The 24,312-nt window shown below is 38.3% G+C and carries 16 protein-coding genes; 15 read left to right on the top strand and 1 reads right to left on the bottom strand.

Annotated elements, in window-relative coordinates; translation table 11 throughout:
- The first annotated feature begins 403 nt into the window (after positions 1–403).
- The 3 genes from spoIVB to HNP81_RS12865 all read left to right on the top strand — a co-directional run bounded on the left by spoIVB (position 404) and on the right by HNP81_RS12865 (position 4,080).
- Entirely contained in the window at positions 404–1,699 is a 1,296-nt protein-coding gene (gene spoIVB / locus HNP81_RS12875; RefSeq protein WP_182502877.1) for a SpoIVB peptidase, read from the top strand.
- A gap of 294 nt (positions 1,700–1,993) precedes the next feature.
- The gene (gene spo0A, locus HNP81_RS12870; RefSeq protein WP_182502876.1) at positions 1,994–2,782 is read left to right on the top strand and encodes a sporulation transcription factor Spo0A; all 789 of its coding nucleotides are present in this window, start codon (positions 1,994–1,996) and stop codon (positions 2,780–2,782) included.
- A gap of 563 nt (positions 2,783–3,345) precedes the next feature.
- Positions 3,346–4,080 (top strand): glycerophosphodiester phosphodiesterase, encoded by a 735-nt coding sequence (locus tag HNP81_RS12865; RefSeq protein WP_028391722.1) that lies wholly within the window; start codon positions 3,346–3,348, stop codon positions 4,078–4,080.
- Positions 4,081–4,224: 144 nt separating this feature from the next.
- Here the strand turns inward: HNP81_RS12865 and HNP81_RS12860 are convergent, their stop codons facing one another.
- Positions 4,225–4,458, bottom strand: a complete 234-nt coding sequence (locus tag HNP81_RS12860) for a DUF2627 domain-containing protein (protein ID WP_028391721.1) — start codon at positions 4,456–4,458, stop codon at positions 4,225–4,227.
- 200 nt (positions 4,459–4,658) lie between these two features.
- Between HNP81_RS12860 and HNP81_RS12855 the strand changes: the two genes are divergently transcribed.
- The 12 genes from HNP81_RS12855 (at position 4,659) to xsc (ending at position 24,005) form a co-directional block, all read left to right on the top strand.
- Positions 4,659–6,728, top strand: a complete 2,070-nt coding sequence (locus tag HNP81_RS12855; protein ID WP_182502875.1) for a sigma 54-interacting transcriptional regulator — start codon at positions 4,659–4,661, stop codon at positions 6,726–6,728.
- Positions 6,729–6,972: 244 nt separating this feature from the next.
- Positions 6,973–8,070, top strand: a complete 1,098-nt coding sequence (gene bcd / locus HNP81_RS12850; protein WP_028391719.1) for a branched-chain amino acid dehydrogenase — start codon at positions 6,973–6,975, stop codon at positions 8,068–8,070.
- A gap of 192 nt (positions 8,071–8,262) precedes the next feature.
- Positions 8,263–9,381 carry a butyrate kinase gene (gene buk, locus HNP81_RS12845; RefSeq protein WP_376766747.1) on the top strand — a complete coding sequence of 373 codons (1,119 nt, stop codon included), beginning with the start codon at positions 8,263–8,265 and terminating at the stop codon, positions 9,379–9,381.
- 17 nt (positions 9,382–9,398) lie between these two features.
- The gene (gene lpdA, locus HNP81_RS12840) at positions 9,399–10,820 is read left to right on the top strand and encodes a dihydrolipoyl dehydrogenase (protein WP_182502873.1); all 1,422 of its coding nucleotides are present in this window, start codon (positions 9,399–9,401) and stop codon (positions 10,818–10,820) included.
- A gap of 335 nt (positions 10,821–11,155) precedes the next feature.
- Entirely contained in the window at positions 11,156–12,148 is a 993-nt protein-coding gene (locus HNP81_RS12835; protein ID WP_182502872.1) for a thiamine pyrophosphate-dependent dehydrogenase E1 component subunit alpha, read from the top strand.
- 17 nt (positions 12,149–12,165) lie between these two features.
- The gene (locus HNP81_RS12830) at positions 12,166–13,149 is read left to right on the top strand and encodes an alpha-ketoacid dehydrogenase subunit beta (RefSeq protein WP_028391715.1); all 984 of its coding nucleotides are present in this window, start codon (positions 12,166–12,168) and stop codon (positions 13,147–13,149) included.
- Positions 13,150–13,175: 26 nt separating this feature from the next.
- The gene (locus HNP81_RS12825; RefSeq protein WP_182502871.1) at positions 13,176–14,459 is read left to right on the top strand and encodes a dihydrolipoamide acetyltransferase family protein; all 1,284 of its coding nucleotides are present in this window, start codon (positions 13,176–13,178) and stop codon (positions 14,457–14,459) included.
- Positions 14,460–15,370: 911 nt separating this feature from the next.
- Complete coding sequence (locus HNP81_RS12820; RefSeq protein WP_182502870.1) at positions 15,371–15,808, top strand: BrxA/BrxB family bacilliredoxin; 438 nt, start codon at positions 15,371–15,373, stop codon at positions 15,806–15,808.
- 959 nt (positions 15,809–16,767) lie between these two features.
- On the top strand, positions 16,768–18,180 hold the full coding sequence (locus tag HNP81_RS12815) for an amino acid permease (RefSeq protein ID WP_376766746.1): 1,413 nt from the start codon (positions 16,768–16,770) through the stop codon (positions 18,178–18,180).
- 692 nt (positions 18,181–18,872) lie between these two features.
- The gene (locus tag HNP81_RS12810; RefSeq protein WP_182502869.1) at positions 18,873–20,078 is read left to right on the top strand and encodes an iron-containing alcohol dehydrogenase; all 1,206 of its coding nucleotides are present in this window, start codon (positions 18,873–18,875) and stop codon (positions 20,076–20,078) included.
- 676 nt (positions 20,079–20,754) lie between these two features.
- Complete coding sequence (locus HNP81_RS12805; RefSeq protein WP_246399337.1) at positions 20,755–22,086, top strand: MFS transporter; 1,332 nt, start codon at positions 20,755–20,757, stop codon at positions 22,084–22,086.
- 155 nt (positions 22,087–22,241) lie between these two features.
- Positions 22,242–24,005, top strand: a complete 1,764-nt coding sequence (gene xsc / locus HNP81_RS12800; RefSeq protein WP_028391695.1) for a sulfoacetaldehyde acetyltransferase — start codon at positions 22,242–22,244, stop codon at positions 24,003–24,005.
- Positions 24,006–24,312: the final 307 nt, after the last annotated feature.

Here is a 24,312-nt window from a genome sequence, read left to right as displayed (position 1 = left end):
CATATTTTGTTAAAGATTAAAAATATCGAGTTAAAAATAAACAGCCTGTAAAACCCCGATTGGTTCAACTAACCATTAGCGGAAGGTCACCGCTAAAGGAAGTTTCACTTTATCCCGGTTTAACAGGCTGTAACATCATCACACATATTTTGTTAAAGATTAAAAATATCGAGTTAAAAATAAACAGCCTGTAAAACCCCGATTGGTTCAACTAACCATTAGCGGAAGGTCACCGCTAATGGAAGTTTCACTTTATTCGTAAATACTCATTTTTTTTCATTGAAAAGCTATCCAAAAACGGATAGCTTTTATTTTTGCCCTGAGTTATAAATGCTTGCTGTGAGGGCTACATTAAAGGTGTAGCCATTTAGGATTTGGAGCAAAAACGAGGGGAGTGAAAAAGATGTACCAACAATGGATTAAAAGAATCATCGGTGGAATTCTCCTTGTTTCGCTATTAATGTTAGGATTGTATCAACCATTACGCGAGTATTTTTTAATTCCTAAAAAAATCGTCCTTTTCGAAGGTGAACAATATAGCATCCGTAATAATTTGGCTGTTCATGCGACGACTTATTCAAATGAAAATGGGGTAACGGTTCAAGATGAACCAGGTTTGTTAACACTTGGTGCAGATAAACCTGGAACGAGCGAGTTACTTTTAGATGTTGCTGGCTTCCCGGTCAAGAAAGTGGATGTTCATATATTAAAGGATTTTAAGGTGACTCCAGGAGGACAATCTATAGGTGTCAAATTAAATACGCTCGGAGTATTAGTGGTTGGACATCATCTAGTAGAAACAGGACAAGGTAAGAAATCACCTGGTGAAACAGCGCATGTTATGATAGGTGATATCATTACGAAAATAAATGGCCAAACAATTAAGAAAATGTCTGATGTAACCCCTTATGTACAACAAGCAGGTGAAAAAGGCGAACCCCTTCAACTTGTGATATCACGTGAGAAAGAAATAATTGAGACAAAACTTTTACCATTAAAAGATGAAAATGAAGGCACGTACAAGCTTGGTCTTTATATACGCGACTCAGCCGCTGGAATTGGTACATTGACGTTTTATCATCCTGAAACAAAAAAATATGGCGCACTCGGTCATGTTATTTCAGATATGGATACGAAAAAACCAATTGTTGTAAAAGACGGACAAATTGTTCAATCAACTGTAACATCCATTGAAAAAGGAAGCAACGGAGATCCGGGTGAAAAATTAGCTCGTTTCTCGTCAAATAAAGAAGTGATCGGTAATATTAACAGAAATAGTCCATTTGGAATTTTCGGACAAATGAAAAAAGAAGTCGGTAATGGGATTGCTGATCAACCACTGCCAATCACTTTATCGCATGAAGTAAAAGAAGGACCGGCAAAGATATTAACTGTACTAGAAGGATCAAAAGTAGAGGAATTCGATGTTGAAATCGTTAGTACGATACCACAGAAATTCCCAGCCATTAAAGGGATTGTTTTAAAGGTAACTGATAAGAAGTTGTTAGAGAAGACTGGTGGGATTGTTCAAGGAATGAGTGGCAGCCCTATAATTCAAAATGGAAAATTAGTTGGTGCTGTAACCCATGTTTTCGTCAATGATCCAACAAGTGGATATGGGGTCCATATTGAATGGATGTTGAATGAGGCGGGCATTGATATATATGAAAAATCTGGTGCAAAGGAGAAAGCGAGTTGAACAAAGGAGCCTTAAAACCGGCTCCTTTTCCTATTTATTAAAAGATTGTCAAATATTTTGCCCGTTTTATTCATGTACTATGATAGAATAAAAGAAGAAATAAAGAATATTCGACAAAGTTGATGCTATATAGCGAACATGGTCGAAAATAAGAGAATTTATGAGAAAAATATTGATTTTGTATAAATTTTATAAAATTAAAAGGAATTTAGTTTCCTGTGTCGAAAATTTCAATTACAATGTTTTTAGAAATATAGAAAAAATGACCAATTGTAGTTGAGGAGGAATTTAAGCGTGAAGAAAATTAAAGTATGTATTGTGGATGATAATAAAGAACTGGTTACCTTATTGGACGAGTATATTTCTTCTCAGGAAGATATGGAAGTGATTGGTGTAGCATACAACGGACAAGACTGTTTAAACCTTTTAGAAAATATCAATCCTGATATACTTATATTAGATATTATCATGCCGCATTTAGATGGTCTTGCGGTTTTGGGGAAATTACGTGAAATGAAGCGCGGTTCGATGCCAAATGTCATTATGTTAACTGCCTTTGGTCAAGAAGATGTAACGAAAAAAGCGGTTGATCTTGGGGCTGCCTATTTCATCCTCAAGCCGTTTGATATGGAAAACTTAGGTGGTCATATTCGTCAAGTTGGTGGAAAAAGTAATCAAGTTACGAATACGTCTTCTCAACCAGCATATCGTCCTGTTGAGCCAAAGCCAAGAAATCTGGATGCAAACATCACCAGTATTATTCATGAGATTGGTGTTCCTGCTCAAATTAAAGGATATATGTATTTAAGAGAAGCTATATCAATGGTTTATAATGATATTGAGTTACTTGGGTCAATTACAAAAGTACTGTATCCCGATATTGCTAAAAAATATAATACAACTGCAAGTAGAGTAGAACGCGCAATTCGCCACGCTATTGAGGTTGCTTGGAGTCGGGGAAATATCGAATCCATATCATCCTTATTTGGCTATACAGTGTCCATGTCCAAAGCAAAACCAACGAATTCAGAATTCATCGCCATGGTAGCTGATAAATTACGGTTAGAACATAAGGCTTCTTGACAGGGTTAGAATTTTATTATTCTTGCCCTTAAGAAGTAATCCTGATAATAATAGGCAATTTCGAGTTATCGGGCTTATCCGATATTGGCGAAGCTGCTTTTTTTATTAGTACTAGGTGACTCAAAAAACTTTATACAATTAAAGCGAACCATTATTCTATTGGGGTGGATGGTGGTAGTAATGAGAAATATTTATTATAAAAAAGCAAGCGGTTGCAAAAAAATGTCTAAAAAGATTCATGGATGGTCCCTGATAAAATTTTTGCCTCATCCGTAGCTCATGTGCGGAAGATCTTCTCCTTTTGTGAATACCCCCCGTTTTGTCGCCGTGATTCTAGCTAAAGGTGCATATCAAAATTTTATAAAGTTGGAATTATGACAGGTATGTGAAAGTCAACGAGGTGGTTGTTGTCTTTACGATGTCAATGATATTTTGTAATGTAAAAATTCGTCTGATTTTAGAATTTAAGATTGGAAAACATTAACTATTTTAATGAAAGATACCTTCTAAAGTGGTAGCATTAACTTGCATGATAAATGAATTTAACTTGGGAGGAAATAGGCATGACTCAAATATTTGCTCATCGGGGAGCCGCTGGAACGCATCCTGAGAATACAATGATTTCCTTTTACGAGGCATACAGAGTAGGAGCTGATGGAATTGAGTTAGATGTACAACTTTCTAAAGATGGTGAAGTGGTCGTAATTCACGATGAATTATTGGATCGTACAACGAATGGTAAAGGAAATGTAAAAGATCATACGTGGAATGATCTGCAATTATTAAGTGCAGGGTATAAGTTTCGGAAGCAGTTCGCAAACGCAGCGATCCCTAATTTAGAGGAAGTGCTTGCCTGGATTCAAGGGACGAATATGATTTTGAATATAGAGTTGAAGAATAGCGTTTATTCATACCCGGGCCTTGAAGAGAAAGTGATCGCTTTGGTGAGGACGTACTCAATGGAAAGTCGGGTCATTTTGTCTTCTTTTAATCATTATAGTCTTGTCCACGCATACCGAATTGCCCCAGACATTGAAACAGCGCCTCTTTATCGAGACGGTTTATATATGCCGTGGGTATATGCTACTTCAATTGGTGCAAGAGCAATTCACCCTTCCATTCATATGGCATCTGATGCAATCGTTGTAGCTTCAATGAAAGAAGGTGTAGCGGTTCGTCCTTATACGATCAATAAAGAAGATAAAATGAGACATCTTTTCGAAATTGGCATCAGTGCATTTATTACTGATTTTCCAGAGCGAGCAGTAAAATTACGAGGTACGATCGAAGTACAATAACTTAACATGTACAAAGAAAGAGGATGTCCTAAAAAGTAAGGATTAGACCGACAACTAGTGCATACAGTTTGAATGAAGTGTAAAAATCACGATAAACTGTAGGTTAATAGTTGGGTCAGCCCGTTTTTTAGGACAGCCTCTTTTTCATACTTTAAATCTTGTTTGCACCTTTTCTTTCTTTCGGTCACGATGAAGCACAAATCCTGCGATAAACCCAATCCCGCCAATGGTTAGAAGCAACCCAACTAAAAATTGAACCCAAAGGGCTGGGAAGGGGAATTGAGAGATTCCAAACACCATGTCTCTCATTATTTTAATTCCGTAGGCGGCGAGTGCGCCGGGTATGAAAAGGATAAGAAAAGCAATGGCTCGTTTCATAAGTAAAAACCCCTCAAATTGAGAAATTTGGAACTAGGCTTGTGTCTTTTGTGATTTATGTCTTATTTTATATGATAAGGGAAGCATTAGATTTGTCAAGTGACAACTAATTCATTAAAATAAGAGAGTATTTGAAAAAAATTGCGTTTTTTATTGAAGTATTGTGAAGAAAATTGCAGATATAGCCGAGGTGGATATTCATGCAGCGAGTAATGATCGTTGGGGCAGGACCAAGTGGAACAGCAATTTTGCGAATGCTACATGAAAGTCAGTTGTTTATAGTGGCTTATGTAGTTGATATCAATGTAAATGCTGTAGGGATGGTTTATGCAAAAAAACTGTCTATTCCAACCGCTACTGATTGGACATCTGTAGATCTGGAATCGATTGATATTATTATCGAAGCAACAGGACATGAGCAGGTATTTCAAGAGATCAGGCAAGCTGGGCGGGGGAACTTTTTGTTAATTCCTAGTAAATTCGCAAATCTCTTATCTGAGCTTTTTCAAGAAAAAGAATTACGAATCGAAAAGCTTGAAAAACAATCATACAAGCATGACCTCATTTTCAATACGACAAATGATGGGATGATCGTTATTGATAAGCATGGCTATATCATTTTGTTTAACCGAAGTGCCGAACGAATGACAGAAAAGGTAAGGAATGACGTAATTGGCAAGCATATTCATGAGGTAATCCAAAATAGCAGGCTCCCAAAGATACTTCAGACAAATCGAACCGAGATAAATAAGGAACAAGTACTTGAAAATGGCCTAAAGATTATTACGACAAGAATTCCATTGCTCGATGAACAAAACGAAGTCATCGGGGCATTTGCAGTATTTAAGGATATTACCGAAGCTGTTGATTTAGCGGAGCAAATAACGGACCTTAAGGAAGTACAGACATTGCTTGAAGCAATTATCCTGTCTAGTAATGATGCTATATCGGTCGTTGATGAGGAAGGACGAGGGCTAATCATAAATCCGGCTTACACTAGAATTACTGGATTAAGCCGTGAAGAAATTATTGGTAAGCCTGCAACTGCGGATATTTATGAAGGCGATAGCGTGCATATGCGCGTTTTACAAACGAGAAGACCTGTCAGAGGCGTAAACATGAGATTGGGTCCCAAGCGGAAAGAAGTGATTGTCAATGTTGCGCCAATTATTGTCGATGGACGTCTGAAAGGAAGTGTCGGGGTCGTCCATGATGTCACAGAAATTCAGCAGTTAACGGCTGAATTATCCCGAGCAAGGCAAATAATTCGAACTCTGGAAGCGAAATATACCTTTGCTGATATTATTGGAAAATCAGAGGAGATGAATTTACCAATCGAACAGGCAAAGCTTTGTGCGAAAACGCCGGCGACCGTGCTCCTTCGTGGTGAATCGGGAACAGGGAAAGAATTGTTTGCTCATGCGATACATAATGCAAGTGACAGAAAGTATAATAAGTTCGTTCGCGTGAACTGTGCTGCGATTTCAGAATCACTTCTTGAAAGCGAGTTATTCGGATATGATGACGGGGCTTTTACTGGAGCTAAACGCGGTGGGAAAAAAGGCTTTTTTGAAGAAGCGAATAATGGCAGTATTTTTCTCGATGAAATTGGTGAACTGAAAACACATATGCAAGTGAAATTATTACGAGTGCTTCAAGAGAATGAAATTGTTAGGGTAGGAGGCACAACACCTATTCCGATAAATGTCCGTGTGATTGCAGCGACAAATATTAATTTGGAAAAAGCAATATCTGATGGTAGCTTTCGTGAAGATTTGTACTTTAGAATGAACCGGATGCCGATTCATATCTCGCCGTTAAGAAATCGGAAGGAAGATATTAAAGAATTGGCCATCCACTTAATTCAAAAAATCAATCAAGAATATGGTCGGACGATCGAGGATATTAGTGTAGGTGCGATTGAACGATTAAAACAATATCATTGGCCTGGAAATGTAAGAGAACTAGAGAATATTCTTGGACGTACGATTATCTTTATGAAATTAAATGAAACAATCATCGAGGAGCATCATATTCCTGATTTTATCGAATCCTATGAGAAAGCTATCCCGTTAAAAAATGAACATATCCAGTCTGAGAGTCAGTCACTTAGCGAACAGATGGATCGCTATGAGCATCAGCTCATTAAACAAGCTCTGATGAAAAACTCAGGAAATAAAACAAATACTGCAAAGATGTTAGGCGTTTCGGTCCGTAATCTTTATTATAAAATGGAAAAGCATGGACTTGAAAATATTGACGCGCAATAAATTTCATGTTATGCAATGATTTGCATATTATTTTATAATGACCGTCGTCCAAATAAGATATTAACACTCATATGAAGTTGGCATGCTTCTTGCAACTATATTGTGTTGAAATCAAGTGGAGTGTATGCGATGCGGTGAAAGTTACCCTTGCTTGCTTTAACTTATCGTTGGAAAATTCATTACGTTAGCACTTTCTATATATCAAATTCAGCTGGGAAAACCCCGTTTATTAGGAGGAACTATCATGGAAATATTTACTTACCTAGAGAAATATGACTACGAACAGCTTTTATTCTGTCAGGATAAACAATCGGGATTAAAAGCAATCATTGCGATCCACGATACTACACTTGGACCTGCTCTTGGTGGTACAAGAATGTGGACGTATGAATCTGAAGAAGCAGCTATTGAGGATGCTCTGAGACTTGCCAAAGGTATGACATACAAAAATGCAGCGGCAGGTTTAAATCTTGGAGGCGGTAAAACCGTTATTATTGGTGATCCAAAGAAAGATAAGAACGATGAAATGTTCAGAGCGTTTGGTCGCTATATTCAAGGATTGAATGGGCGTTATATTACGGCAGAAGATGTTGGCACAACAGTGGCTGACATGGACTTGATTCACGAAGAGACCGATTTTGTAACGGGTATTTCACCAGCATTCGGATCCTCGGGGAATCCTTCACCAGTAACGGCATTCGGGGTTTATCAAGGAATGAAAGCAGCGGCGAAGGAAGCTTTTGGCTCAGATTCATTGGAGGGGAAAACAGTCGCTGTACAAGGTGTTGGAAATGTGGCCTATACTTTACTGAAATACTTACATGAAGAAGGCGCAAATTTGATCGTAACGGATATTAATAAAGATGCGGTACAACGTGCAGTTGAGAATTTTGGTGCTCGTGTTGTTAATACGGATGAGATATACGGTGTAGAGTGTGATATTTATGCACCATGTGCGCTTGGTGCTGTGATAAATGATCAAACGATTCCACAAATTAAAGCAAAAGTTATTGCTGGATCTGCGAATAACCAATTGAAAGATCCTCGTCATGGTGATCAAATTCACGAAATGGGTATTGTTTATGCACCAGATTACGTGATCAATGCAGGCGGAGTCATAAATGTTGCTGATGAATTATACGGCTATAACCGCGAGCGTGCTATGAAAAAAGTAGAGGGCGTCTATAACACAATTGAGAAAGTTATTGAAATCGCTAAACGAGATGGCATTCCGACTTATCTTGCTGCAGATCGCATGGCAGAAGAACGAATTGAGAGAATGAGAAATTCTAGAAGCCAATTTCTTCAAAATGAAAAACATATATTAAATCGTAGAAAATAAACAGCGATTCGTTTGCTGAAGTTCATACTTCTTAAATTGAGCAATCGGTTTCGATGACTAGCGAAGACAGACTAACCCTTCTATTCATGAGCTTAGCAATCTGATGGGGAAAGAACACTCCCCATACAGTTTGCTCGCTTCATGTTAGTTAATAGCTTGAATAAGTTGTTTTTTGTTTTTCTTAGGAGGTTCATGATTTTGCAAGTATCTAGATATCGAATCCTTGTGATTAATCCTGCTTATACATCGACTAAATTTGGCGTATATGAAAATAATCTTCCTGTTATGGAACGAACCATTACGCATGATAAGGATAAAATCGCTGAATTTAAAACAATTAATGAGCAAGATCATTTTAGAAAACAAATGATACTTGCTGCTTTAGAAAAAGAAGAAATCAATCTTTCAAGAATAGATGCTGTATGTGGAAGAGGTGGATTATTAAGACCAATCGAAGGCGGCACCTACACGGTTAATCAAGAGATGCTAGAAGATTTAAGGAACGGCTATAATGGCCAGCACGTCTCTAATTTAGGAGGAATCCTTGCTTATGAAATCGCTAGTGGATTGAATATCCCTGCCTATATTGTCGATCCGGTCGTTGTGGATGAGTTAGAACCGATTGCGAGAATATCAGGAACTCCATTGTTTGAACGTAAAAGTATTTTCCATGCACTAAATCAAAAAGCTGTAGCAAGGAAAGCAGCTACTGAATTAGGAAAAAGCTATGAAGAACTAAACGTCATTGTTGTCCATATGGGCGGTGGAATCACAGTGGGTGTTCATAAATATGGTAAAGTGATTGATGTAAACAATGGTCTTGATGGAGAAGGACCTTTTAGTCCAGCACGTGCTGGGACCGTACCAATGGGCGATCTTGTACGACTTTGTTTCTCAGGAGGTTATTTCCATGAAGAAGTAATGGATAAATTAGTCGGACAAAGCGGACTTGTTGGTTATCTTGGTACGAATAACGCCATAATGGTTGAGGAAATGATTGATAAAGGCGATGAGCATGCAGAGCTGATCTATGAAGCCATGGCTTATCAAATCGCTAAGGAAATTGGTTCAGCTGCAACCGTGCTTTACGGAAAAGTTGATTGTATAGTCTTAACAGGAGGTCTTGCCTATGGGAGACGTTTTGTTAACAGCATTTCCAAGAAAGTTGGCTGGATTGCAGATGTATCCGTTCATCCAGGAGAAAATGAATTACAAGCGTTAGCAGAAGGTGCCCTAAGAGTACTCGATGGCAGGGAAACTGCAAAAGAGTATGTAGGAAAGAACCAAAATACGGTTAATATGCATAGATGAAATGAAGGAGGACTATTATGGCCAAAGAGTATGATCTCGTCATCCTAGGAGGCGGTACAGGAGGTTACGTCGCAGCAATTCGTGCAGCACAGCTTGGCTTAACAACTGCTGTAGTTGAAAAAGGAAAGCTTGGCGGAACTTGCCTTCACAAAGGCTGTATCCCTTCTAAGGCATTATTACGAAGTGCTGAAGTATTTTCAGTCGTGAAAAAAAGTGAAGAATACGGAATAATGACAGGTGAAGTGAAACTAGACTTCCTGAAAATACAAGAACGAAAGTCTAAAATAGTCGATCAGTTATATCGTGGTGTCCAACATTTAATGAAACAAGGAAAAATTGATATATATGAAGGGATCGGTCGTATTCTTGGCCCTTCTATTTTTTCACCTATACCAGGAACGATTTCTGTAGAAATGAATGATGGTTCTGAGAATGAGATGCTGCTTCCTAAAAACGTAATAATCGCAACCGGTTCAAGACCTAGAACTCTTCCAGGTCTTGAAATTGATGGGCAATATGTCCTTACTTCTGATGAAGCACTTCATCTCGAACAAGTCCCTCAATCAATCATCATTGTTGGTGGTGGAGTGATTGGCATCGAGTGGGCTTCGATGCTCTGTGATTTCGGCGCTGATGTTACAGTATTAGAATATGCTGATCGAATTATCCCAACTGAAGATGATGATGTTTCTAATGAAATGAAGCGCCTGTTAAAGAAGAAAGGTATAAAAATTGTTACAGGAGCAAAAGTGTTACCAGAAACGTTAACAAGATCAGAGACAGCATCCATTTCTGCAGAAATCAATGGTGAGACTACGGAATTTTCAGCTGAAAAAATCCTAGTATCTGTAGGTAGAGCTGGAAATGTTGAAGGGATTGGGATTGAGAATACAGATATTAATGTGGAAAAAGGATTCATCACAACGAATTCATATTATCAAACAAAGGAATCACATATTTATGCGATTGGTGATTGTATCGGCGGCCTACAGCTTGCCCATGCAGCGAGTCATGAAGGTATAACAGCTGTAGAGCATATCAAGGGGGAAAATCCAGCGTCGATTGACTATTCCCTTGTATCCAAATGTATCTATTCAAGTCCAGAAGCTGCTAGTGTCGGCTATACAGAAGCCTTGGCAAAGGAAAAAGGATTTGAAGTTAAAATAGGCAAGTTTCCTTTTAAAGCAATTGGCAAAGCGCTTGTATATGGCGAATCTGATGGATTTGTCAAAATTATTGCAGATAAAGCTACGAATGATATTCTTGGCGTGCATATGATTGGTCCCCATGTAACCGATATGATCTCTGAAGCTGGGTTAGCTCGAGTTCTTGATGCGACACCTTGGGAAGTCGCGAAAACAATTCATCCACATCCAACTTTATCAGAGGCAATTGGCGAAGCAGCTTTAGCGGTAGATGGCATAGCCCTTCATCTATAATAAGTAGCCTACATCTAGTTATAAGTGAATTAATTAATGGAGAGAAAAAAATCACACCCAAACAGATCGCTGTCTGCTGCCTGCTTATTGGTTAATCAATAATAGTGGTAATGAAACTGCGAGTAAATAATTTAAGTGTAACTAATCACCTGGCACGCTCGGACTATCACAGGATGTGAAGGACCTTAGTAGATGTTCGATTAAAGTCACCCTTTCGCAAATCAGTGAAGGTCCGTAAGACAAAATGCGTGTCTTTGGCTCATAAGTTAAAGTGAGAATAATATCTTTGGGTAGCCAAGAACAGGTGACGGTTTTTCTAATGAGGAGGTAAAATTATGGTTGAAAATCGTCATAAAGAGTTAGGTCTTAGTGATGAAAAAGTACTTGAAATGTATAAGGTTATGTTATTATCACGGCGTATTGATGAGCGAATGTGGTTATTAAACCGTTCTGGAAAAATTCCATTTGTTGTATCGTGTCAAGGGCAAGAAGCGGCCCAAGTCGGTGCAGCGTTTGCTCTCGATCGTGAAAATGATTATATATTGCCCTATTACAGAGATGTTGGCGTTGTCCTTACTTTTGGTATGACTGCAAAAGAATTGATGTTATCAGGCTTTGCTAAGGCAGAAGATCCAAATTCAGGGGGCAGACAAATGCCTGGGCATTTCGGACAAAAGAAGAATAGAATTGTAACAGGATCATCACCTGTTACGACCCAAGTTCCACATGCTGTTGGAATTGCCTTAGCTGGCAAGATGGAAGGTAAGGACTTCGTTACGTTTACAACTTTTGGTGAAGGTTCTTCCAATCAAGGGGATTTCCATGAAGGAGCAAACTTCGCAGGTGTACATAAACTTCCTGTAATTTTCATGTGTGAAAATAACAAGTATGCCATTTCTGTGCCGATTGAAAAGCAACTCGCTTGCGAAAATGTCTCAGATCGTGCTATTGGCTATGGAATGCCAGGGGTTACCGTTGATGGAAATGATCCATTAGCAGTATATCGTGCTGTTAAAGAAGCAGCCGATCGCGGTCGAAGAGGGGAAGGGCCTACCCTTGTTGAGACGGTTTCATATCGGTTAACTCCGCATTCAAGTGATGATGATGATATGAGTTACCGTACTTCCGATGAAGTAGCACAAGCAAAAACGAAAGATGCAATCATTACATTTGGTGCCTATCTAAAGGAAAACGGCATATTGAATGACGATCTTGAGAAGCAAATGAATGATGACATAATGAAAACGGTCAATGAAGCAACCGATTATGCCGAAAATGCACCATATGCAAAAGCAGAAAGTTTACTAGAATACGTATACGAAAAGTAAGGTAAGGGGGAAACAAGATGCCGGTAATATCATATATTGATGCTGTAACAACAGCAATACGTGAAGAGATGGAGCGTGATTCACGCGTATTCGTCCTCGGAGAAGATGTAGGGAAAAAAGGTGGCGTTTTTAAAGCTACGAATGGTTTATATGAACAATTTGGTGAAGAACGAGTGATCGATACCCCACTTGCTGAATCGGCTATAGCAGGTGTCGGAATTGGTGCGGCCATGTACGGAATGCGCCCGATTGCGGAAATGCAATTTGCTGATTTCATTATGCCCGCTGTCAATCAAATCATTTCTGAAGCGGCTAAAATTCGCTATCGTTCTAATAATGATTGGGATTGTCCCATCGTAATCCGTGCCCCTTATGGCGGAGGCGTTCACGGAGCATTGTATCACTCACAATCCGTTGAGGCCATTTTTGCCAATCAGCCTGGGTTAAAAATTGTCATGCCTTCTACACCGTATGATGTGAAAGGATTATTAAAAGCAGCAATTAGGGATAATGACCCAGTTCTTTTCTTTGAACATAAACGTGCCTACCGCCTTATCAAAGGTGAAGTCCCTAATGATGACTATGTATTACCAATTGGAAAAGCGGATGTGAAGCGGCAAGGTGAAGATATCACAGTTATTACATACGGGCTTTGCGTTCATTTTGCGCTTCAAGCTGCTGAAAAATTAGCAAGTGATGGCATATCAGTCCATGTACTAGACTTGCGAACAGTTTATCCATTAGATAAAGAAGCAATAATAGAAGCAGCTGCGAAAACAGGAAAAGTACTGCTTATTACAGAGGATACAAAAGAAGGCAGTATAATTAGCGAGGTGAGTGCGATCATTGCAGAAAACTGTTTATTTGACCTTGATGCACCGATAATGAGACTCGCAGGTCCAGATGTTCCAGCTATGCCATATGCTCCAACGATGGAAAAATATTTTATGGTCAATCCGGATAAAGTAGAAAAAGCGATGAGAGAGCTGGCTGAATATTAAAGGACATCGGTAAGGAGGTAAGGACTATGACAATTGAGCAAATGAAAATGCCTCAGCTTGGTGAAAGTGTGACAGAGGGAACGATCAGTAAATGGCTAGTTAAGCCAGGAGATACTGTAAGTAAATATGAGGCTATTGCCGAAGTGATAACAGACAAAGTGAATGCGGAAATCCCATCTTCTTTTACAGGTGTGATTAAAGAATTAAAGGCTTCTGAAGATGAAACATTAGCAGTTGGCGAAGTGATATGTTTAATTGAAGTTGAAGGCTGCGAACCAGACAAAGCACGAGAAAATGAACCAATCCAAAGTGTAGATAAAAATATAGGCACATCACAAGTAGCTGCTGCTGATGTAACTATCTCAAAAGCCAGATATTCTCCAGCTGTTTTAAAAATATCACAGGAAAATGACATTGATTTGGAGCAAGTTAAAGGAACTGGAAAAGAAGGCCGCATCACAAGGAAAGACCTATTAAAGCTGATTGAATCAGGTAATATTCCTAAAGCAGATGCAAGAAAGCCAGCTTCAAATCAAGTGCTAAATCCTGTACCAGATTTAAAGAAAGAGCAGCTAAACACTATGCAAGCAAAAGCAATTCAATCAGCTGTAGGAGACATTGAAATTCCTGTAACAGGTGTCAGAAAAGCTATAGCGGCAAATATGCAAAAAAGTAAGCACGAGGCACCGCATGCTTGGATGATGGTAGAAGTCGACGCAACAAACCTCGTTCGTTATCGTGAATCAATTAAGCAAGAGTTTAAGCAAACAGAAGGTTATAACTTAACGTACTTTGCATTCTTTGTAAAAGCGGTAGCACAAGGTTTGAAGGAATTCCCGGAAATCAACTCGATGTGGGCAGGAGATAAGATTATTCAGAAAAAGGATATTAATATCTCGATAGCTGTTGCGACAGATACAGCTTTATTCGTACCTGTTATTAAACATGCTGATGAAAAAACAATCAAAGGCATTGCCCGGGAAATCGCAGAGCTTGCTCAAAAAGTTAGAACAGGTAAGATAAAATCAGATGAAATGCAAGATGGTACGTTCACAGTCAATAATACTGGCTCATTTGGCTCGATTCAATCAATGGGTATTATTAACCACCCGCAAGCAGCGATTCTTCAAGTTGAGTCAATCGTTAAACGACCTGTTATTATTGATGGGATGATTGCCGTTCGAGATATGGTAAACCTTTGCTTATCATTGGATCATCGTATTCTCGATGGACTCGTTTGTGGAAGATTCCTTGCACGAGTGAAGGAAATTATTGAAACTACGACACCGCAAAATACAACTATTTATTAATAAATAGGCTTTATTAAAACCGGTTGTTGATTTTGGCACTATGTTGATTGGAGCGGAAGGCGTGAGGCTCATGCGGTGTCGAGGAAGTTACCGGACCGCCCGTGGAAAGCGAACGCTTGAAGTTGAAATAAACAGGCAAGCTATACAGAGCCAATAAATAAAGAGGATGTCCTATTAACAAAGAGTCAGATTCACATTTACGATAAAATACAAATTATGTATGGGCAATACAATAATCTATGTATCACGTAGTGGTCAGACCATGTGGGATATCCTCTTTTTATAGCGGACGGTTTTAAACAATTTCATGTACAATGACCAAATTTGTATTCGACGGAACTTTTTACTTATTGCGTGATAAACGGAAACAAAAGTAGTTCATACTGCGTATCAATCCTTTTTATTGAGATAATTTCATCTTTCAAAAAAAACGGATAGCAGAAGTTCTGCTATCCAAACAGGGAATAGGGAGTGGGTCTAGATTACTTATATGTTTCCCCGTTTGAAACAGTTTGAAACCACTTTATTATGCTGCATTAACACTCAAGGCTTAGAGGTAATGAAGAAGCATAAATGGTAAGAGCGTATGAAACCAATTGGTGAGATCTACTGAAACTTATTGATGCGTGAGCAGAGGTTTATATGAACCAATCGGTTTCTTACTTTTAATTGATCGAAGCGAAGACCTTAGCGATAGTAGAACTGGACTAACGAGAGCAAGGTGATGGATAATCCCACACTGATTTAAGTCTCGTATACATTTGAACACTTACCATAGGTATAAGACCTTCTCTAATTTTTGCTTTTCCATTTCATGCTTGTCTTTTGGTTTGAGTAGGTAAAAAGATTGAAACACTACCGTGCACTTGATATGATGGAAGAGTAGTTGAATAATGGAAGGGGAATGAAACATGAGCATGGATTTTAACTTATTTATGAATGATGTTGTCAGCCAAGCGAGAACTGAAATAAAGGCTGCTGGATATACAGAATTAAAGACACCTGAAGAGGTTGAAGAAGCGTTTGCCAAAAAGGGTACGACATTGGTGATGGTTAACTCAGTTTGTGGATGTGCTGGCGGAATTGCGAGACCGGCAGCAGCTCATTCGGTTCACTTTGATAAACGTCCAGACCAATTAGTTACCGTTTTCGCCGGACAAGATAAAGCAGCAACGGAAAAAGCACGTGATTATTTTGAAGGATATCCGCCGTCATCACCTTCCTTTGCTCTATTGAAAGATGGAGAACTCCTTACAATGGTTGAACGTCATGAAATTGAAGGACATGATCCAATGTCTGTCGTAAATAAGCTACAAGGCTACTTTGATCAATATTGTGAAGAAGTTTAATATTTTATGAAAAGACTCGTTTATCGGGTCTTTTTTTGAAAGCAAGTGTATTTATTAATGTATTTTGGCAAGAGCAGGCAGCCCATCTTCTAAAATTTTTTATTCTTGTCGGATTGCGTAGAGTGTATTTGATATTTGTCGAAGTTTTGTTTTGGTCAGATAAATGTTGCACCAGTTAATATAGGTCCTGCTTCTGATTCCAAACTATTGGAGTAACCTCCATTTCAAATATTGTTTGGCTGGAATAATTTTCAAAAAATATTAATCAATAGTTGTTCTGAATACCTCTCCTAAGTTTTGTTTCATTAAGATGGACAACCCCTTTTTATTGATTTAACCTTCACTACAAGTTTACTAGCACAATCATTTGCAAAGCCCGATAAAGAAAATGTATGGAATATCCGAACTATTTAAATTGGAGAGGTAGGTAGTGGCTTCCGTATATAAGCTACAAGTTTTAGTTTTAGTTTTACCAAAATAAAATTGGACCAGCTAGAGAAATAATAGTGGCTAGATGTTGATAGAAATTTGTCACACTAAAATTTTGAAATTACCTAAATATTCTAAGAATACTGTTGACTTTGAAAAAATGAAAGTGTATTATACTTAAAAGTGGTACTAACGTCAGTACGTCACGATGTTAGTTTTGCTCAGATGTTCAAAATAAACTCAATGGAGGAGGAAAAAAATAGGACAACATAAGGGCTGGATAATCGATACAGCTCTTTCAAAGAAATAAAATGAACACTATCTATCATTGTTGACTCTGGAAACATTGCTTGAATATTTAGTTTAATGGCGATTAGAAATTTAATGATTATTAGAAATAATTATGGATCTATAGGTAAGGAAAAAATCAGATTAATTATTTGTGAAATGTGTTCTTAGCTTAAGTGCCCACCTAATGTAAACGCTTACTTAATGGTAATTCCAAAAAAATACTGAAAGTTGGTGGAAGTTTGGAACATCAACAGGAAGAATTAAAACCTGGTCTTAAACAAAGACATTTAACAATGATATCTTTGAGTGGAGTCATTGGTGCTGGTTTATTCGTAGGAAGTGGTATTATCATTAGCCAAACTGGTCCTGGAGCTATTTTGTCTTACGTATTTGCAGGTTTAATTGTTGTTTTAGTAATGAGGATGCTTGGGGAGATGGCTACAGTAAACCCAAATACGGGATCCTTTGCTGTATATGCAAGGGAAGGGATTGGGGAGTGGGCAGGCTTTGCTACAGGTTGGTTATATTGGTTTTTTTGGGTAATTGTCATTGCACTTGAAGCAACAGCTGGAGCAGCAATCATACATGAGTGGCTACCTTTAGTTCCAGTTTGGTTAATAAGCCTCACATTAATTATTCTACTAACACTTACAAATATTTTTTCCGTTAAGTCATTTGGTGAATTTGAGTATTGGTTCTCTATAATAAAAATAGGGAGTATTATTGTCTTTTTATGCTTAGGAGTAGCAGTGATTTTAGGGATAATACCAACTTTAGAGTCACCAGGTACTACTAATCTTATAAATATTGGAGGTTTTATTCCTAACGGGATAGGCTCAGTTCTTGTTGGTATAGCGATTGTTTTTCATGCTTTTGTGGGAGTCGAGATCCCCGCTATTGCAGCTGGGGAGACAAGTGATCCAGTGAAGTCAGTAAGAGGAGCTTTAAATAGTGTAGTTTGGCGGATTCTCATTTTTTATATCGGCTCAATTGCTATAGTTGTGACTATTTTACCGTGGAATTCAGCATCCTTGCTAAAAAGTCCATTTGTTGCTGTTCTTGAAATACTAGGAATCCCCTTCGCTGCTCTTATCATGAATATAGTGGTACTGACAGCGTTGCTTTCTTGCTTGAATTCAGGACTTTACACGAGCTCTCGGATGCTATATTCTCTTGCCCAAAAGGGTGATGCGCCCAAGCTGATTTCAAAGGTGAGTAAAAAAGGCGTCCCTGTTTTTGCTGTAATAGCGAGTACGATATTTGCCTTTATCAGCACGATTTTTAGTTATACCTCTCCTGACAAAATATTTTTCTTTTTAGTAAATTCTTCTGGTGGAGTTGGAATTCTTGTCTATTTAGCCATTGCGATTTCTCATCTACGATTAAGAAGAAAAATGGAAAAAGAGAATCCTGGTGTTTTCAAAATTAAAATGTGGTTATTTCCGTATTTAACGTATGCAACCATCATCGGTATGGTATCGGTATTAACATTAATGGCTTTTATTGACTCACAACGTCCGCAGTTTATTTTCACAATGCTATTTAGTTTTATCGTTATTTGTTCTTACTTTTTCATTCGACGAAAAAAAGAGAAATATATAGAGAAAGAATTAAATATTGTTACTAGTCCTCCAAATTCTGAGAAGTTCTAACTTGAATAATACACTATCAAAATCTAATTAAGAAGTCTACACGTTTGCCATTCACCCAACTACATTGAACTAACTCCTTCAGAAACACTACTTCATCACAACAAAAAATCACATCATGCCATAGGTCTGTTTTATAAAATAAGGCTCTTTTCGTAAAGATTGTTGTTTTTAGCAAGAAACCAATTCGAACAGATGTTGATCTTCGTTACAGGTGCGAGACTCCTGCGGGAAAAGCGTGTTGAGGGAGACCCCGCAAGTGTAAAGCACTGAGGAGGCTTCTGAGACCGCCCGTGGAAAGCGAGTACCTGCAACGGAAATCAACCCGGGTTATTAGTGTAAAAATGATTGAAAAGCAACAAAGTATGTGAAAACAGCCTAAAATAAAAACGGGAATGAAAAAAGTAATTTTTAAGCCAATCATTTGAGGGTGTACGAATTTCATAAGTGAGGAGCCATACTCTTAAAATAGGATCGACAACTTTAAGTCTCTACCAAGTTGTATCAAGGGCTCATTAGGGTTGTTATGTGCGAAAGTTGAGTGAAACTATAATTGCAACATTATTTGTATTCAATCTTTTGTGTGGTTCTTGCATAAGTAAATTTAAATCTATAGTGATATAAAACCTATACTTTTGAGATGGATAAAAAACGAAGTGATTTTCATTCAAAAAAATTAGAAATGGGGGAGTACAATGGCTGTACTTGATTTGCCACGGAATATTTTGATTGAAAATGGTGCCATTAATCATTTGGCTAAAATCGTAGCTTCAAAAGGTGGTAGAAAAATATTTATACTTATGGATTCTTTCTTAGCTAAATCTCCTATAAACCTTCATCAAAAAGTAAAACAAATCTTGATGAATAGCGGTTTGGAAAGTAAGGTGTTCACAGAATTTTCAGGAGAACCAACAACAAAAAATGTGGCAGATGCCCTATTTCAACTAAATGCCTTTCAGGGTGACTGTGTCATTGGGATAGGGGGTGGAAGTGCTATTGACTTGGCAAAAGCATTGTCTGTTTTTGGTGAAAATAAGGATATGGAATGGGATACCATAACGCAATATCAAAAGTTGGATCGACTGCCACTATTTGCAGTACCTACAACATCAGGAACTGGTTCAGAAGTGACAAAAGTTATGGTGATTACCAATCTTGATACAAATATAAAAATGAATCCTAGTCATCCGAACCTTGTCCCAGATGTGGCAATTCTAGATCCAGAATTAACTTTAAGTCTTCCACCCAGTTTTACGGTCTACACAGGGCTTGATGCTTTGTCCCATGCTATTGAAGGATTTCTATCGAACAAAGCGTCAATAATGACCAATCTATTTTCCCTTGAGGCGATTAAAAAAATCGGTAATGCACTCCCTAAAGTTTATGAAAATGGCGCTGATATTGAATCAAGAAGAGATATGATATTGGCCAGTTGTTATGCAGGTATCGCTTTTTCGAATGCTTCCACAAATTTAGCGCATGCAACTGGAAGAGCGTTAGGCGCTCGTTTTCACATCCCTCATGGGCTAAGCGTAGCCTTACTAATGCCTTTTGTCATGAGATTCAGTCTAGATTCCTGCAGGGATCAGTTGGCAGAAATAGCAATGGCTTTAGGCGCAAACCCTTCATTGGGGGAAAATGATAAGGCATTATACGTAATTAGAACCCTTGAAGATTTTAATGAACAGTTTGGAATATGGCGTGATGGACTTAAATATATGGATTCCCAACAGTTGATTGTTGAAATACCAACTTTGGTTACCGATTCGTTATCAGGAAATGGTATAGCGACAAATAGGAAAGTTCCAACAGAACATGACATTCAGGTGATTTATTACTTATTGGCTGAAAAACTTTCTAAAATGGATTCGCAAACTGAACCAGAAATTATTAATAAATAAACGAATCCCAAAAGCTTTCACTAGAAGGAGAATTAAACGAATGATACTACAATAATAATACAAAGTTTATAATGACATCAACGAAATGAAGCAATTGTTGAAATTTTGTATGAAGGACATGGGGACGGGGGGCCGCGACTTACTAATATAGCCCCAATCTACTTAGCAGGTATCCTTTTTTATCGGAAAAGCATCCGAAATCCGGCTCCGCACCACCACCATTGGGATTAGGTGGGTGTAGCGTGCTACAGGATTAATCCTGCATGGAAAATGGTGGCGATTTAACGCCATACAGGTTTTGTATGTAGAGGGCATCAATCTAAGTTATGGAATTTTAGATTTTAGGTACCGCTTTTATGAAAATGCTCGATCTTACCCCACTAAAATAATTAAATGTAACCTTGTCAAGTATGACCTAAATGAAATTCAAAAGGGAGAAACTTGTATACGAGTGAAGGGGGAAGCTAAAGTAGTTCCCAAATATGCCAAAATGGATATTAGAAACAGCTAAATAAACGTTATATTTCTAGATAGGGAGGTCAACCACCTGGTTGGCCTACTCCTTCTTAAGATAAATAAAAATTACATTTGGTATCTCCTACAAGTATATTAATCATTTATGTTTGAAATTCGAATCTCTTATTTGATTAAATCACGATATCGGGGAGGGGAAATATTGAAAAAAGTAAAAGGAAATATGCTCTCACGTGCGGTAGGAGCTAGTCTCATTGGATCTACGATCGAATGGTATGATTTCTTTTTATACGGTGTAGTAGCTGGAATTGTATTTAATAAACTATACTTTCCTGCAGAGGACCCGATTGTATCTACCTTGTTAGCCTATATCACCTTCGCGGTAGGATTTGTGGCTCGTCCAATAGGTGGCATTATATTTGGACATTTCGGCGACAAAATTGGTCGAAAAAGCATGTTGATAATGACCTTAAGTATTATGGGAGGAAGTACGGTATTAATTGCTGTAATCCCTACTTATAACCAAATTGGCATTTGGGCTCCTATCTGTTTGCTTTTTTTGCGTATCTTACAAGGGATTGGGCTTGGTGGTGAATGGGGTGGAGCGGTATTAATGGCCTTTGAGCATGCTCCCCATAAAAAAAGAGGTTTATATGCAAGTTTTCCACAAATTGGACTGTCGATTGGTCTTTTGCTTTCATCAGGTATAGTAGGACTTCTTTCTTCTACATTATCTGATAGCCAGTTCATGGCATGGGGATGGCGTATTGCCTTCGGACTAAGTGCCATTTTGATATTCCTAGGTTTATGGATTCGCCTAAATGTTTCGGAATCACCGGAGTTTCAAAAAATTAAAGAAAGTAATAAAAAATCAAATATGCCTATAAAGGACATGTGGAAAAATAATACTGGTAATGTCCTAGCTGGAATGGGCGCACGTTTTATAGACGGTGTTTTCTTTAATGTCATGGGTGTGTTTTCTATCACCTATTTAACAAGTTCCCTTGATTTGTCACGCACAGATGCTTTACTTGGTGTTTCCGCAGCAGCGTTTGTTATGTGTTTTTTCATTCCTCTTTTCGGTAATGTATCTGACCGTTTCGGCAGGACTCGTACTTATTTGATTGGTAGTCTAGTAACAGGGTTTTCAGCGCTTCCTGCTTTTTGGATAATGTCGAACAGTGAGGGTAACATTCTTTTGATCTGGTTGTCTATCATCATCCCTTTTGGAATCTTTTATGCTTCCATCTATGGTCCTGAAGCTGCATTATTTGCAGAGTTATTTGATGCGCCGGTTAGGTATACTGGAATGTCTTTTGTTTATCAATTTTCAGGAATTTTTGCAAGTGGACTAACACCAATCATTGCTACTGCTTTGTTGGGTTATAATAATGGCTCTCCTGTCTTGCTCACTTTATATGTTCTATTTGCCGGTGTAGTAAGTGCAATTTCAGTCTGGTGGATCGGTAAGAATAAAGTTAATGTGACCCGAAATCAAAATATAAAATCAGAAATAAATTCAAGAAAAGCTTAGTTTCCAGGTTACTGGATATTATAATTTACTTAATAATATAAATATTCAAATTATTTCATTGACTTTTTTAGGAAGGGATTGTAATATAAAAAATATAACTGGTACGGACGTTCCAACGTCATTATCAGAAATAAATCAAGTTAGGAGAATGTACAATGGCCGAAACAAAAACGTTAAGAGGAACGAAAGTAAAAATGACACCAAGTGAAGCAATTGTTGAGACGTTAGTCGCAGAAGGGGTCAAACATATATCTGGAATTTTAGGTTCCGCTTTTATGGATATGCTTGATTTATTGCCAACAGCTGGTATTCGTTTTATTGGAGTTCGTCATGAACAAAGTGCCGCGCATATGGAAGATGCCTATTGCCGGGTTTCGGGCGTTGCCGGAGTTGTGATCGGACAAAATGGGCCTGGAATGACCAATATGGTGACTTCGGTAGCAGCAGCCAATCAAGCACATACTCCTATGGTCGTAATATCTCCTTCTGCGGGAACACCTACTGTCGGATGGGATGGATTTCAAGAATGTGATCAAGTTTCCGTTTTTAAAGCAATTACTAAAGAGACAGTGAGAGTGACTCATCCTGGCCGAGTAGCAGATTGTTTACGAACCGCTTTTCGCATTGCTTATGCGGAAAGAGGTCCTGTATTATTCGATATTCCACGTGATTATTTCTATGGTGAAGTGGAAGATCAGATTCTTAAGCCTCATCAATATCGAGTCGATTCACGAGGATGTGGTTCATCTGAATCCTTAGATCGAGCAGCGGAAATCTTAGCTAACGCTGAGTATCCTGTCATTATTTCTGGTAGAGGCACAGTTGATTCCGACGGTATTGAAGAAATTAGAGACATCGCTGAACATTTAACAGCTCCTGTGGCTGTATCATATATGCATAATGATGCATTTCCAGCTGATCATCCTTTAGCGGTCGGGCCAATCGGATATATGGGATCAAAAGCTGCTATGAATACTTTAAAGAAAGCGGATGTTATTTTAGCAGTAGGCACAAGATTATCCGTATTTGGCACATTACCGTGTTATGACATTGATTATTTTCCTAAAGACGCACAAATCATTCAAATTGATATAAATCCAAGACAAATTGCCAGAACTCACCCAGTGGAAGTTGGGATTATTGGGGATGCCCGCGAAGCTAGTCGAGAAATTATGAAGCGGTTAAAAGATATTAAACCTAACCCTAAACAAGAAAATCTGCGTTTAGGAGAAATTACAAATGAAAAACAAAAATGGGAACAAGAACTAGTAGATCTTGCTATGATAGATGGCACACCAATTAATCCCCGTCGTGCGCTGTTAGAATTAACAAAAGTATTGCCTGAGAACGCGATCGTTACTACTGACATAGGTAATGTATCATCAACTGCAAACGCTTACTTAAAGTTTAATCGAAGCCGTAGACATATCGCTGCACTTACTTTTGGGAACACTGGTTTTGCATATCCATCCGCTCTTGGTGCCAAATTAGCAGAGCCAAATGCTCCTGTTATCGCCATCGTTGGAGATGGAGCATGGGGCATGAGTTTACATGAAGTAAGTACAGCAGTTGAAGAAAATATTCCTGTCATTGCTTGCGTCTTTAATAATAATGCATGGTGTGCAGAGAAGAAGAACCAGGTCGATTTCTATAATAACCGTTTTGTTGGGGCCGATATCCAAAATCCTGATTTTGCTGAAGTTGCCCGTTCTATGGGTGCGGTTGGAATTAGAGTGGAAACCCCCGAAGAATTAGGGCCAGTTATAGAAGCAGCTATAAAATCAAACAAACCAACAGTCATTGATATTCAAGTTGATGGCACACAATTAGCGCCTCCGTTTAGGAAAGATGCGTTAAAGATGCCTACTCGATTATTAGCTAAATACTCTCATTTGGATCATAAAAATTGGGATAAATAAATGGTAAAGAGAAGATCTAACTAAAAATGTAGGCTCGATATCTTAATACATGAGTTATCGAGTCTATTATAGACAATCAGACATTGTGAAAAATGGTTGATTCGCCTGGTAATGTAAGAAAGAAAATACCAAAATTTATCCCTCATTAACGGGCAGTAAGATCCCCACCTCAAGGGCTTGGAGGAGTAGGAATCAAGAAGAGTAGGTGGAGACAACTGTCCGTAAAAGCCCGATTGGTTCAACTAATAATCAGTGGGAAAACCCCCCACTGTTTGAAGTTTCACTTTATCATCTAATAAAATAGAAA

It is taken from the genome of Peribacillus huizhouensis, assembly GCF_014138605.1.
Taxonomy (GTDB): Bacteria; Bacillota; Bacilli; order Bacillales; family DSM-1321; genus Peribacillus; species Peribacillus huizhouensis.
This window is presented reverse-complemented; position numbering and strand designations above follow the sequence as displayed.

Bases quoted from the DNA above. Each gene is read 5' to 3' on its own strand.
- xsc (WP_028391695.1), top strand. From the start codon at position 22,242: ATGGCCGAAACAAAAACGTTAAGAGGAACGAAAGTAAAAATGACACCA.
- spoIVB (WP_182502877.1), top strand. From the start codon at position 404: ATGTACCAACAATGGATTAAAAGAATCATCGGTGGAATTCTCCTTGTT.
- HNP81_RS12810 (WP_182502869.1), top strand. From the start codon at position 18,873: ATGGCTGTACTTGATTTGCCACGGAATATTTTGATTGAAAATGGTGCC.
- HNP81_RS12820 (WP_182502870.1), top strand. From the start codon at position 15,371: ATGAGCATGGATTTTAACTTATTTATGAATGATGTTGTCAGCCAAGCG.
- bcd (WP_028391719.1), top strand. From the start codon at position 6,973: ATGGAAATATTTACTTACCTAGAGAAATATGACTACGAACAGCTTTTA.
- lpdA (WP_182502873.1), top strand. From the start codon at position 9,399: ATGGCCAAAGAGTATGATCTCGTCATCCTAGGAGGCGGTACAGGAGGT.
- HNP81_RS12825 (WP_182502871.1), top strand. From the start codon at position 13,176: ATGACAATTGAGCAAATGAAAATGCCTCAGCTTGGTGAAAGTGTGACA.
- HNP81_RS12830 (WP_028391715.1), top strand. From the start codon at position 12,166: ATGCCGGTAATATCATATATTGATGCTGTAACAACAGCAATACGTGAA.
- HNP81_RS12835 (WP_182502872.1), top strand. From the start codon at position 11,156: ATGGTTGAAAATCGTCATAAAGAGTTAGGTCTTAGTGATGAAAAAGTA.
- HNP81_RS12865 (WP_028391722.1), top strand. From the start codon at position 3,346: ATGACTCAAATATTTGCTCATCGGGGAGCCGCTGGAACGCATCCTGAG.
- buk (WP_376766747.1), top strand. From the start codon at position 8,263: ATGATTTTGCAAGTATCTAGATATCGAATCCTTGTGATTAATCCTGCT.
- HNP81_RS12860 (WP_028391721.1), bottom strand. From the start codon at position 4,458: ATGAAACGAGCCATTGCTTTTCTTATCCTTTTCATACCCGGCGCACTC.
- HNP81_RS12855 (WP_182502875.1), top strand. From the start codon at position 4,659: ATGCAGCGAGTAATGATCGTTGGGGCAGGACCAAGTGGAACAGCAATT.